General features: G+C 63.8%; 18 protein-coding genes. 12 read left to right on the top strand and 6 right to left on the bottom strand.

What is annotated here, in order from left to right; translation table 11 throughout:
- The first annotated feature begins 63 nt into the window (after positions 1-63).
- Genes K3178_RS02780 through K3178_RS02800 form a run of 5 tightly spaced genes read left to right on the top strand, consistent with a single transcriptional unit; the run spans position 64 to position 5,727 of the window.
- The gene (locus tag K3178_RS02780; RefSeq protein ID WP_221569854.1) at positions 64-1,173 is read left to right on the top strand and encodes an ABC transporter permease; all 1,110 of its coding nucleotides are present in this window, start codon (positions 64-66) and stop codon (positions 1,171-1,173) included.
- On the top strand, positions 1,173-2,081 hold the full coding sequence (locus tag K3178_RS02785; protein ID WP_221569855.1) for an ABC transporter ATP-binding protein: 909 nt from the start codon (positions 1,173-1,175) through the stop codon (positions 2,079-2,081). Before K3178_RS02780 ends, K3178_RS02785 begins: the two co-directional genes overlap by 1 nt.
- A gap of 3 nt (positions 2,082-2,084) precedes the next feature.
- Complete coding sequence (locus tag K3178_RS02790; RefSeq protein ID WP_221569856.1) at positions 2,085-3,032, top strand: MlaD family protein; 948 nt, start codon at positions 2,085-2,087, stop codon at positions 3,030-3,032.
- Positions 3,033-3,049: 17 nt separating this feature from the next.
- On the top strand, positions 3,050-3,634 hold the full coding sequence (locus K3178_RS02795) for an ABC-type transport auxiliary lipoprotein family protein (protein WP_247713490.1): 585 nt from the start codon (positions 3,050-3,052) through the stop codon (positions 3,632-3,634).
- 23 nt (positions 3,635-3,657) lie between these two features.
- Entirely contained in the window at positions 3,658-5,727 is a 2,070-nt protein-coding gene (locus K3178_RS02800) for an amidohydrolase family protein (RefSeq protein WP_221569858.1), read from the top strand.
- 1 nt (position 5,728) lies between these two features.
- Here K3178_RS02800 and K3178_RS02805 read toward each other — a convergent pair whose 3' ends face one another.
- Genes K3178_RS02805 through crcB form a run of 6 tightly spaced genes read right to left on the bottom strand, consistent with a single transcriptional unit; the run spans position 5,729 to position 9,418 of the window.
- Positions 5,729-6,427: an ATP12 family chaperone protein gene (locus K3178_RS02805; protein WP_221569859.1), complete on the bottom strand. Its 699-nt coding sequence runs from the start codon at positions 6,425-6,427 to the stop codon at positions 5,729-5,731.
- A 2-nt stretch (positions 6,428-6,429) separates the two neighbouring features.
- Complete coding sequence (locus K3178_RS02810; RefSeq protein ID WP_221569860.1) at positions 6,430-6,636, bottom strand: hypothetical protein; 207 nt, start codon at positions 6,634-6,636, stop codon at positions 6,430-6,432.
- Complete coding sequence (locus K3178_RS02815) at positions 6,629-7,282, bottom strand: HAD-IA family hydrolase (RefSeq protein ID WP_221569861.1); 654 nt, start codon at positions 7,280-7,282, stop codon at positions 6,629-6,631. The genes K3178_RS02810 and K3178_RS02815 overlap by 8 nt, the downstream gene beginning before the upstream one ends.
- Complete coding sequence (locus tag K3178_RS02820; RefSeq protein ID WP_221569862.1) at positions 7,279-7,878, bottom strand: FMN-binding negative transcriptional regulator; 600 nt, start codon at positions 7,876-7,878, stop codon at positions 7,279-7,281. The genes K3178_RS02815 and K3178_RS02820 overlap by 4 nt, the downstream gene beginning before the upstream one ends.
- Positions 7,878-9,011, bottom strand: a complete 1,134-nt coding sequence (locus K3178_RS02825; protein WP_221569863.1) for an RluA family pseudouridine synthase — start codon at positions 9,009-9,011, stop codon at positions 7,878-7,880. The genes K3178_RS02820 and K3178_RS02825 overlap by 1 nt, the downstream gene beginning before the upstream one ends.
- A complete protein-coding gene (crcB, locus tag K3178_RS02830) occupies positions 9,008-9,418 on the bottom strand; it encodes a fluoride efflux transporter CrcB (protein ID WP_221569864.1) in 411 nt (136 codons plus the stop codon). Before crcB ends, K3178_RS02825 begins: the two co-directional genes overlap by 4 nt.
- Positions 9,419-9,621: 203 nt before the next feature.
- Here crcB and rpsU point away from each other — a divergent pair, with 203 nt between their 5' ends.
- From rpsU to gatB, 7 genes are all read left to right on the top strand, one after another.
- Entirely contained in the window at positions 9,622-9,828 is a 207-nt protein-coding gene (rpsU, locus tag K3178_RS02835) for a 30S ribosomal protein S21 (protein WP_221569865.1), read from the top strand.
- A 78-nt stretch (positions 9,829-9,906) separates the two neighbouring features.
- Positions 9,907-10,473: an FKBP-type peptidyl-prolyl cis-trans isomerase gene (locus tag K3178_RS02840; RefSeq protein WP_221569866.1), complete on the top strand. Its 567-nt coding sequence runs from the start codon at positions 9,907-9,909 to the stop codon at positions 10,471-10,473.
- A gap of 81 nt (positions 10,474-10,554) precedes the next feature.
- Positions 10,555-12,258: a DUF4153 domain-containing protein gene (locus K3178_RS02845; protein ID WP_221569867.1), complete on the top strand. Its 1,704-nt coding sequence runs from the start codon at positions 10,555-10,557 to the stop codon at positions 12,256-12,258.
- A gap of 57 nt (positions 12,259-12,315) precedes the next feature.
- A complete protein-coding gene (gatC, locus tag K3178_RS02850) occupies positions 12,316-12,618 on the top strand; it encodes an Asp-tRNA(Asn)/Glu-tRNA(Gln) amidotransferase subunit GatC (RefSeq protein ID WP_221569868.1) in 303 nt (100 codons plus the stop codon).
- Positions 12,618-14,099, top strand: coding sequence for an Asp-tRNA(Asn)/Glu-tRNA(Gln) amidotransferase subunit GatA (gatA, locus tag K3178_RS02855; RefSeq protein ID WP_221569869.1), 1,482 nt, complete (start codon positions 12,618-12,620; stop codon positions 14,097-14,099). Before gatC ends, gatA begins: the two co-directional genes overlap by 1 nt.
- The gene (locus tag K3178_RS02860; protein WP_221569870.1) at positions 14,099-14,872 is read left to right on the top strand and encodes an FkbM family methyltransferase; all 774 of its coding nucleotides are present in this window, start codon (positions 14,099-14,101) and stop codon (positions 14,870-14,872) included. The genes gatA and K3178_RS02860 overlap by 1 nt, the downstream gene beginning before the upstream one ends.
- Positions 14,869-16,368, top strand: a complete 1,500-nt coding sequence (gene gatB, locus K3178_RS02865) for an Asp-tRNA(Asn)/Glu-tRNA(Gln) amidotransferase subunit GatB (protein WP_221569871.1) — start codon at positions 14,869-14,871, stop codon at positions 16,366-16,368. The genes K3178_RS02860 and gatB overlap by 4 nt, the downstream gene beginning before the upstream one ends.
- The last annotated feature ends 31 nt before the right edge of the window (positions 16,369-16,399 follow it).

Raw genomic sequence — 16,399 nt, forward strand, 5'->3', positions numbered from 1 at the left:
GATGGGCATGAGCGTTGTTACCCGCTTGTTTAGCAGCCGATTTCCCCGCATACCGCGCAGCGAATGACAGGTCTGGCGGAATACGAACTGCACGAAGGCGAGGGGGGAGCGGTCTTGACGCTGACCGGACCCTATCTCGTGTCGACTATCGGTGCGCTCGACGAAGAGCTGCGCGACCTGCCCGGCCCGATCGCCAAGGTCGATATTTCCGGCGTTACCGAGATCGATACCGTGGGCGCGTGGATGGCCTGCAGCATCTCGACCGATCATCAGGCGGAAATCACCGGAGCGAGCGACCGGGCCCAGCGCCTGCTGGGTGCGCTCGACGGCATCGATAGCGAGCAGGAACTGGCCGCCCCCCGGCTTCCGGTGTGGAGCCGCGTGCCCGAAGCCATGGGCGAGAAGATGTTCAACGCCCGGACCGGGATCGTCGGCGTCGTCAGCTTTCTCGGCGCGCTGCTGATCTCGGCCGGGACGCTGCTGCGCAATCCACGGCGGTTCCGGATGGTCGCGCTCGTCCACCAGATCGAACTGGTGGGCGTTTCCGCCTTGCCGATCATAGGCCTGATGAGTTTCCTCATCGGCATCGTGATCGCGCAGCAGGGCGCGGTCCAGCTGGCTGCATTCGGAGCGGAGACGCTCACGGTGAACCTCGTCGGGCGCATCACCTTGCGCGAACTGGGCGTGCTGATGACCGCGATCATGGTCGCAGGCCGCTCGGGTTCGGCCTTCGCGGCACAGCTCGGCACGATGAAGCTGACCGAGGAAGTCGACGCCATGCGCACGATCGGCATCTCGCCGATGGAAGCGCTGGTCATCCCGCGCATCATGGCCGCTGTCCTGATGATGCCGCTGCTCGGCTTCTATTCCTCCTGCGTTGCGATCATCGGAGGGGCCGTGGTCGGGGACCTGATGCTCGGCATTCCTTTCTGGACCTTCCTAGCGCGCATCCAGGAAGTGGTGCCGACCTATGACGTGTGGGTGGGCCTCATCAAGGCACCGGTCTTCGGGCTGATCGTCGGCCTCGCAGGCTGCTATCACGGCCTTCAGGTGCGCGGTAATTCGGAAGAAGTCGGGACCCGAACGACAATGTCGGTCGTCTCGGCCATCTTCGCTGTCATCGTGCTCGATGCATTCTTCGCCGTATTCTTCACCGAATTGGGTTGGGGCTGATGGCAGGAGACAATGGCACTGCAGCCCCAGGTCGGCACGAGCGCTTTCGCGGAGACAATCCCATCGTCGTTTCGGGACTGAAGAACCAGTTCGGCGACGCGGTCATTCACGAAGACCTCGACCTCAAGGTAAGGCGCGGCGAAATCCTCGGCGTGGTCGGCGGCTCTGGAACGGGCAAGTCGGTGCTGATGCGCTCGATCATCGGGCTGCAAATGCCGACCGCGGGCGATATCCATGTCTTCGGCAAGTCGATCGTCGATGCCGAGCCGGACGAGGAAATCGGCGTGCGCGACCGCTGGGGCGTGCTGTTCCAGGGCGGCGCACTGTTCTCGACGCTTACCGTGGGCGAGAATGTCGAAGTTCCGCTGAAGCAGTTCTATCCGCAGATTTCGGACGAGCTTCGCCACGAAATCGCGCGCTTCAAGATCATTCTCTCGGGCCTGCCCGAGGAGGCGGTCAACAAATATCCGAGCGAACTTTCGGGCGGCATGAAGAAGCGCGCAGGCCTTGCCCGCGCGCTGGCTCTCGACCCTGAACTGCTGTTCCTCGACGAGCCTACCGCGGGCCTCGACCCCATCGGTGCGGCGGCGTTCGACAATCTGACGCGCGAGCTGAAGGAAACGCTCGGTCTCACGGTGTTCCTGATCACTCACGATCTCGATACGCTGCACGAGATTTGCGACCGGGTCGCGGTGATCGCCGACAAGAGGGTCATCGCGGTCGACACGGTTCCCAACCTGATGGAACTCGACCACCCCTGGATCCAGGAATATTTCAACGGCCCGCGCGGCCGGGCGGCGCTTACCGCGCAGGCGCTCGACGAATTGCGCCGGCACATGGACGAACCCGTGGCTGCGCATGCCGTCAAAGCGTTGGACAAACCGCCTGCGGGCAAGGATAAGGCCTAACCAATGGAAACGCGGGCAAATTACGTTTGGGTGGGGGCGGTTACGCTCGCAGTGCTGGCGGCGCTGGCGCTGTTCATCGTCTGGATCGCGCGCTGGGGCGAAGGCGCACAGAAGGAATACGATATCTTCTTCAAGGAGAGCGTGTCGGGTCTCGCCAACGGCAGCCAGGTGAGTTTTGCCGGTGTCCCCGTGGGCCAGGTCAGCCAGATCGCCCTGTGGGACAAGGACCCCGAATTCGTGCGCGTGCGGATCAGCGTGAAGGACGAGGTTCCGATCCTTATCGGTACCACGGCGACCATTCAGGGCAGCTTTACCGGCGTTTCGACGATCCTCCTCGATGGCGCGCGCAGCGGTGCGCCGCCGATTTCTTGCGAGACAACCGCCTGCACCGAAGGCGTACCGATCATCCCGCCCAAGGATGGCGGCCTGAACGCGCTGCTGTCCAACGCCCCGCTGCTGCTCGAGCGGCTGGCAACGCTGACCGAGCGGCTTACGCAATTGCTCGACGACGAGAACCAGGGCGAGATCGCCGGTATCCTTGCCAACACCAACCAGATGACCGCCGACCTCGCGCAGGCCGCTCCTCAGTTCGAGCGCACCATGGCCGAATTGCAGGTCACCCTTCGCGAAGCTTCCGAAGCGCTCGACGAGTTCGAGAAAGTTACCGCCTCGACCGATCGCCTTCTCAACCAGGAGGGCGCACAGCTCGCCCAGCAGCTGCGCGTGACGCTCAAGCAGGCTGGCGATGCATCGGAAGATTTGGGCGCATTGCTCGAAGAAGCGCGTCCGGCGACCAAGCAGCTGACCGAAAGCACGCTGCCCGCAGCCGAGGCCACGCTGCGCGATCTGCGCGCCACCAGCAAGGCGCTGCGCGACGTGACCGAAAAGATCGATGAAAAGGGCGCGGGCGCGCTGCTGAGCAGCCAGCCGCTTCCGGAATACGAGCCGTGAGAAGGGGCCGACCAGCGATGATTAGCCAATTGAAATTCGCCATCCTCGCGCCCGCGCTCCTGCTCGGCGGCTGCATCAGTTTCGGCGAAGATCCGCCCGAAAGCTTGCTGACGCTTACGCCCAGCGCCTCGGCACCTGCGGGGACGGGGGGATCGTCCACTGCCGGCACCGCCATCGCGCTCACCGAATTCGAGGCTCCGTCCGCGATCGATGTGACGCGTGTGCCGGTGCAGGTCACCGATACCGAGCTCGCCTATCTCAAGGATGCGGTCTGGGTCGAAAAGCCCGCCCGCCTGTTTCGCCGCCTCGTTGCCGAGACCATCCGCACGCGCAGCAACCGCGTGGTGATCGATGGCGACGATCCCGGCGCGCTCGCCGAAAACCGCCTCACCGGCACGCTGCGCGCTTTCGGCTACGACGCGCGCGATGGCAGCGTGAAGGTGGTGTTCGACGCCGTGCGCCCGGGCGAGGGCAGCTCTGTCGAGACGCGCCGTTTCGAGGCCGTTGTGCCCGGCGTGGCTGCAGATGTTTCGAGCGTCGGTCCGGCACTCAACCAGGCGGCCAATGATGTCGCTGCCCAGATTGCGGAGTGGGTCGCTTAGTTTTCACTCGGGGGAGGTCCTAAATGCGCGCACTGTTTCTTTCCGCCATGTTGCTGGCGAGCGCTCCTTCTGCGCTCATGGCTCACGAGGCCGAGCCGGAGGTTATCACCACAGAAGCGGTGGCGAAGGAGGACCTGCTCGTCCCGCCAGCCGACGCGACGCATTATTCGCTGATTTCCGAAGCCGGAAAACATGGCGACCAGTGGGTATGGCAGCTGCCTGACGGTCGCACGGCCTATCGCTGGTCGCAGGAACTGCGCGGCTGGATCACCGAAATGGACCAGGTCGACACATACGATGCCGACGGGATGCTCACCGACCTCGTCATTCGCGGCACGACGACGGCGGGAAATGCCGCCGAGGAATTCCATGTCTCGAACGGTCACGCCAGCTGGCGGACCGCCGGCGAAAGCGGATCGGGTGAGGCGGGCGGCTATTACCTTCCCGTAACAGGCGTCGGCCTTTCCATGATGCCGCTCATCAACAAACTGGCGGCGGCAGGCGACGAGGGCGTGGCCCTGCTGCCGAGCGGACGGGCCTACCTCACGACTGCCGATCAGGTAACGATCGACGGCGCAGACGGTCCGAGGACAGTCACGCTCGCCTTCATCCGCGGGATGTCGCAGGCGCCGATGCCGGTATGGCTGAACGATGATGGCAGCGCCTTCGGTATCGTGAGCTGGCTTTCGCTGCTTCCCGAAGGTTACGAGGGCGCGCTCAAGCAATTGCGCGATGCGCAAGAGCAAGCGACCGCTGCCGACATTTCGGGGATTGCCGCCCGTTTCCTGACCGACGAGGCCCGTGCGCCCGTCCTTTTTGACAACGTCCAGCTTTTCGACGCGGAAGCCGGTCGCTTTCTCGGCGATCGTGCGGTTGTGGCGCAGGACGGCAAGATCACCGCGATTGGCGCAGCCGGATCGCTGGCGCTGCCCGTTGGAGGCCGCCGGATCGACGGGGCGGGCAAGACGCTCGTGCCGGGCATATGGGATAGCCACATGCACATCGGCGACGACTGGTCCGTTCTCGCCAATATGGCCAACGGCATTACAAGCTTTCGCAGTCCGGGTACGACCTTCGATCGCGCGGTCGATGCTACTTCGCGTCGCGCCTCGGGCGACCTCCTGATGGGCGAGCCGTTCATCTCGGTCATCATCGACAAGAAGGACCCTCTGGCCGCGCAGGGTGCGCTTGTCGTGTCGAGCCTGGAAGAGACCCTCGATGCCATCCGCCGCGTCAAGGAAGCAGGCCTGTGGGGCGTAAAGTTCTACACCTCGATGAATCCGGCGTGGATCGCACCCGCCGCTGCGGAGGCACACCGGCTGGGCCTCCATGTCCACGGCCATGTGCCCGCCACCATGAAACCGAGCGAGGCAGTCGCCGCAGGCTATGACGAGCTGACCCATATCAACTTCGTCGCCATGGAAGCCATGCCGAAGGATGTGATCGACCGCTCGAACACGCGCATGCGGATGGAAGGGCCGGCAAAATACTTCAAGGACGTCGATCTCGACGGCCCGCTGATGAAAGGCTTCATCGCCGATCTCGCCGAACGGCAAACGGTGGTCGATCCGACTATCGTGATCTTCGAAAGCTTTTTCACGCATGAAGGCGGGGCCCCCATTCCGGCCTATGCTCCTTACATGGGCATTGTGTCGCCCATCTTCGAACGGTCCAGTTTCTCGAGCGCGGGCTACCCGCTGGTCGATGGCTACACGCGCGACGATTACCGCGCGAGCTATCGCAAGCTGGTCGAACTCATCGGCAAGCTGCACGAGGCTGGCGTCCCCGTTGTCGCCGGAACCGATGGCTGGGGTATCGAGCTGATACGCGAGCTGGAAATCTACCAGCAGGCGGGAATGACTGCCGAGGAGGCCCTGCAGAGCGCGACCATCCTTCCGGCGCGCATTGTCGGTGTCGACGATCGCACCGGCTCGATCGCGGTCGGCAAGGAAGCCGACTTGGTGCTGGTCGACGGAGATCCTTCGAGCGAGCTGGGCGCCTTGCGCCGCGTGCTGACCGTGGTCAGCGACGGCTACGTCATGGATGCGGACGATCTGCGCGAAGCGGCAGGCTTTACCGGCCGTCCGAAGTAGGTCAGCTGGCGCTTGCCGCCCTTGCAAACTCCATCGCAGCGAGGAAATCGGCCTTGCGCCTTGCGCGTCGTTCCTCGGCCTCCCCGTCGCGCCCCCAGAGATCGGCCTGCCAGTCCTCTTCGAGATTGGCCGCGTTCCATAGCGCTTCGCCATCGGCTTGGGGTTGCAAGGCTTCCAGCCCGATGCACAAGGATGCGGCGAGCGAGGTCGCTTGCTCCAATGAGGCAAGGGTAAAGGGATCGAGCGCGTCCAGCCGCGCGGCCAGCGCAGCGCGCGTTTCTTCGGTCTGCGGGCGGTGTAGAACGCCGCTGATGCGGTGCAGTTTCACGCCTTCGCGCGCCTCCATCTCGGCTACGATGGGTTCCCACACTTCCTGCTGCCGGCGATAGAGCGCCTCTTCCGGATCGGCGCGGAAGCAGAGCGTGTCTGTCTCCGCATATCCGAGGAGTTTCTCGACCAGGGCCGCCTTGTCACGCGTCACAACGTCGAGCGCGTAATCTGCCGTATCGCGGAAGCGGAAAGATGCGGGGTCGATTTTCTCGCCTTGTGCGCGCCATTCTGCGGCAAGCAATTCGGCCAGCGTCTCGCTCGGCAGGACCAGCGGCTGGCCACCCTGCGTCTTGATGGGCCGCCCGTCGAGCTGCACCGTCCATCCGAGACCGGTCTCGGAAGTGGTTACCTCCTTGTAGAAGCGCTTCATGGCTAGTCCGATTTCCACGCCTTCGACAGCATCATCGGGACGATGAAGAACTCCGCCGCGCCAAGCACCAGCAGGATATAGCCGACCGGTTGCGGCACATTGATCAGCTGACCGATAATCGCCGCGCCTGCCAGGACCATCAGCACCGCGCCGAAGCGCGCAGCCTGAAGTATCCAGAAGCGACGGACTGCGGGATCGGGTTCACTCACCGATCATCTCCTCGAGTTGTTCCATGGTTTCGGCAACGCCTTGTGCCCCTGCATTCAGCAATTCGCGTGGCTCGTGATAGCCCCAGGCGACGCCGATCGCCCGCACTCCGGCAGCGCGGGCCATATCGATGTCGAAGGTGGTGTCGCCGATCATCACGGCATCGGCAGCGGCTACTCCCCCCTCGCTGAGGGCCTCTTCGAGCATCGCCGGGTGCGGTTTGGACGGATGGCGATCTGCCGTTTGCAGCGTGCAGAAATGGTGCTTGATGCCGTGCGTATCGAGACAGGCGTGAAGGCCCCTGTCGCTCTTGCCCGTGGCAACGCCGAGCAGCCATCCGGCCCCGGCGAGGCGCTCGATCAGCGCGGCCATGCCGTCATACAGCGGTTCCTGCAACGAACCCGACATGCGCAAGCCGCGATAGCCCGATTTATATGCCTCCACCGCCAGTTCGCGCTGTTCTTCGCTGGCATCGGGGGCAAGGTGGCGCAGCGCCAGCGGCAGGCTAAGGCCGACCATGCGGCGGACCTCGTTGCGATCGGGCGCGGGCAGCCTTGCGGCGGCGAACGCCTCGGCCATCGTGTCGCAGATTGCGGCCTGTCCGTCGACCAGCGTCCCGTCGCAGTCGAAGATGACCATCCGGCTCATGCGGCAAGCTCGCGCATCAGATGGGCGAGCGCGGCGCTGCCCGATTGCTCGAGCCCCAGCGCGATGCGCGCACGCTCTTCGGCGGTTTTCTTTTGCGACAGCTTGAGCGTCGGGCGCCACGCAGTGACTTCGAGTTCGAACCCGCGGATACCCGCAAGCAGGCGCTTCCACATGCTCTCGCTCGCTTCGGAAGCATCCCAGCCCTCGCCTGCAAGGCGGTTCTCGTGCTTGTCGATGAGGTCATAAAGAAATGCGTCGAGCGCCACCTCATCCAGCTGGACGACCCGCCCTTCCATTTCGAGCGCGACGTAATCCCAGGTCGGAACGGTGTCGCGGTTCTCGTACCAGCGCGGCGAGACATAGGCATCGGGTCCGTTCAGCGTCACCAGTGCTGTCGCGCCGTCGAGATGTTTCGTCAGCGCATTCCCGCGCGCCAAGTGGAAACGCAGTTTGCCGTAATCGCCCCACAGGAGCGGTGTGTGGGCCACGCGCGGGCCGTCGGGGGTGGTCAGGAATACCATGCCGAAGCCGATTTCCTCGACCAGTGCGCGCATCAAATCCTTGTCTTCGCTGCGGAAGAGCGGGTTGGGGTGCATCAGCGCTTGCCCTTGGGCTTAGGGCGCGGTTTTGGCTTGCCGGCTGCCCCGCCGCGAGCACGGCGCGGACCGCGCTGCGATTTCTTGTAATTCTTCGCATGCTGGCGAGCCTTTTGCTTCTTCTCCTCGCGCGTTGCGGGAGGAGGATCGTCGCGCATGGGGGTGGCGTCGCTGGCGTTCTCGTCGAAGCCGATCTGCTCCATGCTTGCGGCAAAATGCTCAGGCAATTTGGCAGTCACGTCGAGCTTTCCGCCATCCGGACTGTCGATGATCAGGCGGCGCGCGTGGAGATGCATCTTGCGGCTGATCGAGCCGGTGAGGAAAGCTTCCTTGCCGCCATATTTGCCGTCGCCCACGATCGGATGGCCCATCGCCGCGCAATGGACGCGCAGCTGGTGGGTGCGGCCCGTCATGGGCTGCAATTCGAGCCAGGCGACTTTCTTGCCCGCGCTTTCGACCACGCGATACTTGGTCTTGGCGGGCTGCCCGCCTTCGTGGTCGACATGCATCTTCTCGCCGCCCGAACCGGGCTGCTTGGCGAGCGGGGCTTCGATTACGCCTTCCCTGATATCTGGCACTCCGACAACCAGCGCCCAGTAGATCTTCTTGGCGCTGCGTCCGGAGAAGCGCTTGGAGAAGAACGCCGCGCTTCCCGGGGTGCGCGCGACCAGCAGCACGCCCGACGTATCCTTGTCGAGCCGGTGCACGAGGCGCGGACGCTGCTCGTCGCCCTCGTCCATATAGGCATCGAGCAGCCCGTCGACGTGGTTGAACGTATTTGTCCCGCCCTGCGTCGCCAGCCCCGGCGGCTTGTTGATGACGAGCGCGCTCTTGGTCTGCTCGATGAGCATCGCCTCGGCCTGTTCGTGCTCCGCCTTGGTAAGCTCGCGCTTGGGCTTGGCTTTCTTGTGCGGCGCATCGCCCCCGGGGGGCACGCGGATCTGCTGGCCCTTGGCAAGCCGGTCGTCGGGTTTGGCGCGGCCGCCGTCGACGCGGATCTGCCCGGTGCGCGCCCATTTGCTGACCGTGCCGAAACCGATCTGCGGCAGGTGGCGCTTGAACCAGCGGTCGAGCCTGATCCCGTCGTCATCCGCCTCGACGGTGAAATTGCGGACTTCGTCGGATGTCTTCATGCTGCGACCCTCATTATGGCGAGCCCTGCCATCAGCCCGGTGAGGCCAAGCGCGAAGGACAGGATCGCATACAGGGTAGCGAAGAGATACTGCCCGCGCTGGATCATCAGCACCATTTCGAGGCTGAAGGCGCTGAAGGTGGTAAACCCGCCGAGCAGGCCGACGCCGAGCAGCAGGCGCAATTGTTCGTTGCCTTCGCCGCCGCTGCGCACCAGCCAGCCAGCCAGCAATCCCATCAGCAGGCTGCCGAAGGCGTTCACCGCCAGAGTGGCGAAGGGGAACGTGCTGACCGCCTGCGGGCCGAGCCATTGCGTCATCGCGCGGCCCGTCTGGTAGCGCAGCACGGCGCCGACACCGCCGCCGAGGGCGACATGCAGCGTTGCGACGAGGGGGGAAAGGGTGGACATTGCCGCTCCTCTAGCGGCAAGTGCGCAATTGCGAAAGGAGGGCTTTCACGCTTGCCTTTTGGCCCCCGAATCCGTATGTGCGCCTCAGTTCGAGCCGATCCGGAACGGATTCGGCGCGTTTTTCGTTGTATTAGCGAAACCGTTTTCAAGGAGGCATACCCGCAGCGGCGGGCTCTGTCCCGCAAGTCGAGGTGTTTTAGTTTATGCAGATCATCGTTCGCGATAACAATGTCGACCAGGCCCTGCGCGCGCTCAAGAAGAAGCTGCAGCGTGAAGGCGTATATCGCGAAATGAAGCTGCGTCGTCACTTCGAAAAGCCCAGCGAAAAGCGCGCCCGTGAAAAGGCTGCAGCCGTTCGCCGCGCTCGCAAGATGGAGCGCAAGCGCATGGAGCGCGACGGCATCAAGTAAGCCGTTGCCAGCACCATCAAGCTAAGCCATGAGGGCGCGGAGAAATCCGCGCCCTCTGCGTATCAGGACAGTGAATTCATGACCGAGATTACCCGCGTACCGCTCCAGCCAATCAAGAAGGGCTCGCTGACGAAGCTCTGGCTTGGCGTGATTGTCGCTATCCTTCTGGGGGCGGGTCTTGCATGGGCCGCCGCGCCCAAGGCGATGGGAGTCGAGGTCCTTAGCGAAGGCACCGGCGAATCGCCGCAGATCGGTGACGTGGTCTTCGTGAACTATGTCGGCACGCTCGACGACGGGACCGAATTCGATCGTTCGCGTCCGCTGCCTATCCCGCCCGGCGTTTTCCCCGAAGGCAGCCCGCTGCTGCTCGAAGAGGGGGCAATCATCCCCGGCTTCCTCGAAGGCCTCAAGCAGATGAAGAAAGGCGGCAAGTATCGCCTGACCATTCCGGGCGACCAAGCCTATGGCGCAGAGCCGCCGCCCGGATCGGACATCCCGCCCAATGCCGACCTTACTTTCGAGGTCGAAGTGGTCGATTTCCTGGCGCGCGAAGAATTCGAGGCCAAGGCTCGCCAGTTGCAGGCGCTGATGGGCGCAATGGGTGGGCCGCAGGGAACCGAGCCCGCGCCGGTCCCTGCCGAATAATTTCCACCGAAAGCTGCTCTCGCGCTCATGCGCGGGTAAGGTTCACAGGCTAACCCTTCCGCTATCGAGGGAGGGAAAGCCATGACCGATAACGAGAGCACGCACATTTCCGACTGGTCGATGAGACCGTGGGTGCTTGCCGCCATGCTTGGCATTGCCGGGCTGCTGGTATGGTACCTGACCGATGTCCCGCAGCGTGAGTTCACGCCCTGGCGCGCCGCGCTGGGGGCTTTCGTGTTCTTCGGCGCGGGTGGATTCGCCCTCACGGTCGACCGCGCGAACTGGAAACGGCCACTCGCATTCTCGCTCCTTATTGGCGCAATCATGGCGGGTATCGCCTGGCGCGTGGCAGGCGCCGACGACCATTATTCGGATGCCGGATACTGGATGGCAGCGGGCGTCGTATCGATCGTGCTGGCCATTCCGCTATTCCAATCGGGCTTCCACCGGTTGCGTTGGGCGACGCCCTATAAGGAAACGCATTTCCACGTCTGGACCGATGCCATAAGCGTCGCGGGTGCGCTGGCGTTCTTTGCGCTGTCATGGCTGCTCGCCAACCTGCTGGCTGAGCTGTTCGCCGCCATCGAGATCGATCTGTTGCGCGAACTGCTCCGCGATGACTGGTTCAACGCCAGTTTCGCCGGCGTGACCATCGGTGCGGCGCTGGGCGTGTTGCGCAACCAGCTGAAGGTTATCGGCACGCTGCAATCGGTAGTGATGCTGGTCTTTTCCCTGATCGCCGTGCCCTTTGCCGCTACGCTCGTCATCTTCATCCTCGCCGTGTTGGTCAGCGGGCTGGACGTGCTTTGGGGCGCGACACGCAGTCCGACGCCCTTGCTGCTGTCCTGCGCCGCGGCAAGCTTCGTTCTGGTCAATTCGGTCGTCCGCAATGGCGATGAGGAGGCGAGCGGGAACCGCGTGATGCGCTGGGCGGCACTTGTGCTCGCTCTCGGCATCCTGCCCCTGGCGATCATGGCGGCGATATCGACCGGTACCCGCATCGCCGAATACGGCCTCAGCCCCGAACGCATCTGGGGTCTCGTCGCCATCGTGGTAGCAGTCGCCTATGGCGTAGCCTATTTCGTCGCCCCGATCCGTGGGCGGATGGCACATTGGATGGACCGGGTACGCACGGCCAATTTGCACCTTGCGGTCGGCACCTGCGTGCTGACGTTCCTGCTCGCCCTGCCGATCCTCGATTTCGGCGCGATCTCGACGCGCGACCAATTGGACAGGCTTGCATCGGGCAAGGTCGAAACCGACGAGTTCGACTTCTCCGCATTGCGCTGGGATTTCGGCGATGCGGGCCGCGCGGCGCTGGATCGGCTTGCGAAGAGCGACGACGAGCAGATTGCCGAAATGGCCGCCAGCGCGGCGGCGCAGAATACCAGGACCTATCGCCGCGTGGAGGGGCGAAGCCAGCGTGACGAACGGATGGATCATTTGCGGATCGCATTCCGGGACGAATCCCTTCGCCAGCGCGTAGAGCAGCGCATTCGTGACACCTCTTGGCTATGCAATATGCCGTGCGTCGCGCTCGATGCGGGCGACCAGGATAACGACCGAAGGATGGTGGCCATCGTCGAGAACGGGCACGTGCAGTGGCTGGACTTCGACCTTGCGAATCCCGATGCGGCCAGTGTGGGCGCAGTGGATATCGAGGAGTCGGAATTCGTGCGAAATCCGATCCCGCCGCAGCACCCCGGTTCGAGTGTGGAAATCCGTGAATGGCACGGTCGCCGCATCTATGTCGACGGCAAGCCCGCCGGACAGCCGTTCGAATAGCATTTCACGCCGCCAATCCGCTTGAAGCGCAGGGCCAGCGCCGCTAACGCGCCCTGCATGTCAGTCACACGCGAAGAAGTGGCCAAGATCGCCTCGCTCGCCCGCATAAAAATGGGCGATGCCGAGCTCGACAAGATGGTCCCCGAACTCAACAATATCCTCGACTGGGTCGAACAGCTGGGCGAGGTCGATACCAGCGGCGTCGAGCCGATGACCGCAGTCATCCCCAACAGCTTGCGCCTGCGCGACGACGTGGTCGATGCCATCCCCGAAACTTCGGGGGGCCGGCGCGATGATGTCCTCGCCAATGCACCGGTGGCCGAACACGGCTTCTTCGGCGTACCCAAGGTGATCGAATAATGACCGATTTCACACAGCTTGGCGTGAAGGACATCCGTGACGGCGTGGCCGGCGGCGACTTCACTGCGCGCGAAGTGGCCGAAAGCTTCAACGCTGCCGTCGCTGCAGCTGCCGAACTCAACGCCTTCATCGTCACCACGCCCGACCATGCCCTTGCCGCTGCGGACGCTGTCGATGCAAAGCGCGCGAAGGGTGAGAGCCTCGGCAAGATGGGCGGCGTGCCAATCGGCATGAAGGACCTCTTCGCTACCAAGGGCGTGCAGACCACTGCCGCCAGCCACATCCTCGAAGGCTTCAAGCCCGAGTATGAAAGCACCGTCAGCCAGAACCTCTGGGATGCGGGTGCAGGCATGCTGGGCAAGCTCAATCTCGACCAGTTCGCGATGGGCAGCTCGAACGAGACCTCCTACTTCGGCAACGTCAATTCGCCGTGGAAGAAGGAAGGCACCAATTCCGCGATGAGCCCGGGCGGTTCTTCTGGCGGCTCCTCCTCCGCCGTGGCCGCACGCATCGCGCCTGCCGCGACGGGCACTGATACTGGCGGCTCGATCCGCCAGCCCGCCGCATTCACCGGTATTTGCGGTATCAAGCCGACCTATGGCCGATGCAGCCGCTGGGGCGTGGTGGCTTTCGCCAGCAGCCTCGACCAGGCAGGCCCCATGGCTCGCTCGGTAGAAGACTGTGCGATCATGCTCGAGGCGATGGCCGGCTTCGATCCGAAGGACGCAACCAGCCTCCAGATGGATGTGCCCAATTGGGAAGCGGCGCTCAACGCCGACCTCAAGGGCAAGAAAGTCGGTATCCCCAAGGAATACCGCATGGACGGCACCGACCAGGCGATCCTCGACAGCTGGGAGCAGGGCAAGGCCATGCTGCGCGATGCCGGAGCGGAGATCGTAGACGTCTCGCTGCCGCACACGAAATACGCGCTGCCCGCCTATTACATCATCGCTCCTGCCGAAGCCTCGTCCAACCTCGCGCGCTATGACGGCGTGCGGTATGGCCTGCGCGATCTGCCCGACGGGGCGGGCCTGCAGGACATGTATGCCGCCACCCGCGCCGCCGGGTTCGGCGACGAGGTGAAGCGCCGCGTGCTGATCGGTACGTATGTGCTCTCCGCAGGTTTCTACGACGCCTATTACACTCAGGCGCAGAAGATCCGCACGCTGGTTGCGCAGGACTTCGAAAAGGCTTTCGCCGAATGCGATGTCATCCTCGCACCGACGACGCCGACCGCCAGCTTCCCGCTCGGCAGCCTCGATGCCGACCCGCTGACGATGTATCTGAACGACGTCTTCGCCGTTCCCGCATCGCTCGCCGGCCTGCCCGCGATGAGCGTGCCCGCCATGCTCAATCCCGATGGCCTGCCGCTCGGCCTGCAGCTCGTCGGCAAGCCCTTCGACGAGCAGGGTGTGCTCGACGCGGGCCTTGCGATCCAGCAGCGTGCAGGGTTCGAAGCGCAGCCGGAGAAGTGGTGGTAATGCTGAAAGGCGTCGCACTCGAAACGGCCAAGGACCTGCTTCGCGGCGGGCCGGCCTTCACTGCGCGCGCCAAGCTGGGGTCGGTGCTTCCGCTGGGAGGGGGCGAATCCATCCGCGTGCGGCGCGGCACCAGCGATCTCGAGGTCGTCCGCCAGATCTACCGCGACGAGCAATATGTTCTCCCGCAGGATGTCCAGACCCGGCGCGCCAAGCGCTTCGAAACGGCGATCCGCTCATCGGGCAAGGTTCCGGTGATTGTCGATGCAGGCGCGAATATCGGCGCGGCGGCGCTCTGGTTTGCGCGCGAATATCCGCAAGCCCGGATCGTCGGGGTAGAGCCTGATAGTTCGAACGCGGCCATGGCGCGCGCGAATTGCGCGGGCAACGATCGCATCGAAATCGTCGAGGCGGCCATCGGCGGGGAGCCGGGTTTCGTTTCGGTCGAAAGCGATGTCGCAGCCTATGCCGTGACGACCGAACGCGCCGAAAGCGGCTGCCGCATCGTGACCGTCGACGAGTGTGTCGGCATGGTCGAGAATGGCGAGTTGTTTGCGGTGAAGATCGATATCGAGGGTTTCGAGGACGACCTTTTTGCCGCCAACACCGATTGGCTCGACTGCGCGAAGCTCGTCTATATCGAGCCGCACGACCACATCTTCCCCGAAAGGGCAACCAGCAGGAATTTCCAGGCGGAAATGGGCAGGCGCGATTTCGACCTGCTGATCAAGGGCGAGAACCTGATCTATGTCCGCCGCGAGGAGCAGAAGAAATGAGTACCTATCGTATCCAGGGCGCCACGGGCGAATGGGAGGTCGTGATCGGCCTCGAAGTGCACGCGCAGGTGACTTCCAATGCCAAGCTCTTCTCTGGCGCGTCGACCGCTTTCGGTGCCGAACCAAATACGCAGGTCAGCCTTGTCGACGCGGCGATGCCCGGCATGCTGCCCGTACCGAACCGCGAATGCATCCGGCAGGCCGTGCGCACCGGCATGGCGATCGAGGCACAGATCAACGCCTGGAGCCGGTTCGACCGCAAGAACTACTTCTATGCCGACCTGCCGCAGGGCTACCAGATCAGCCAGCTTTACCATCCGATCGTGGGCGAGGGACAGCTGACCATCGAAGCCGACGAAAAGGCAGGCATTCCGGAAGACAAGGTCATCGGCATCGAGCGCATCCATGTCGAACAGGATGCGGGCAAGCTGATGCACGACCAGCATCCGACCATGTCCTATGTCGACCTCAATCGCGTCGGTATCGCGCTGATGGAGATCGTCTCCAAGCCCGATATGCGCAGCCCCGCCGAAGCCGGGGCCTATGTCCGCAAGCTGCGCTCGATCCTTCGCTATGTCGGCTCGTGCGACGGGAACATGGAAGAAGGCTCGATGCGCGCCGACGTTAACGTCAGCGTCCGCAAGCCGGGCGAGGAATTTGGCACGCGGACCGAAACCAAGAACGTGAACTCGGTGCGTTTCGTCATGCAGGTCATCGAATACGAGGCCAACCGCCAGGTCGATGTGCTGGAAAACGGCGGCACGGTGGACCAGGAAACGCGCCTGTTCGATCCCGGCACCGGCACCACGCGCACCATGCGCAGCAAGGAAGATGCGCATGACTATCGCTACTTCCCCGATCCGGACCTGCTTCCGCTCGAACTCGAAGACAGCTTCCTCGAGGAATGCCGCGCCTCGCTGCCCGAACTACCCGACGCCAAGCGTGCGCGCTACGAAAACGAACTGGGCCTCACGCCTTACAATGCGCGCGAGCTGACCGCCGAGGTCGAGACCTTCGGCCGCTTCGAAACCCTGCTTGCGGCGGCATCGGCAAAAATCGGCCAGCCCGAGGCCAAGGTCGCCACGCAGGTTGCCAACTGGGCGCTGTCGGTAGCTCCCGGCGTGGTCAAATCGCTCGGTGACGAAGCGAACATGGCGAATGCCACCGCCGAGGCACAGGCGGCTATCCTCGCGATGCAGGACAAGGGCGAAATCTCCGGCGGCCAGGCCAAGGAGATCTACGAGATCGTCCTCAAGGAGGGCGGCGAGCCCGAAGCCATCGCCGACGAGCGCGGCCTCAAGCAGGTCAGCGACACGGGCGCGATCGAGGCCAAAATCGACGAGATCATCGCCGCGAACGAGGACAAGGTCGCCGAATATCGCGGCGGCAAGGACAAGCTGTTCGGCTTCTTCGTCGGCCAGACGATGAAGGCTATGCAGGGCAAGGCCAATCCGGCCGTGGTCAACCAGCTGCTCAAGGCCAAGCTCGACGGCTGACCTCCCCCCTGGCATCGGACGATGCGGTAGC

Source organism: Qipengyuania sphaerica (assembly GCF_019711595.1).
Lineage (GTDB): Bacteria > Pseudomonadota > Alphaproteobacteria > Sphingomonadales > Sphingomonadaceae > Qipengyuania > Qipengyuania sphaerica.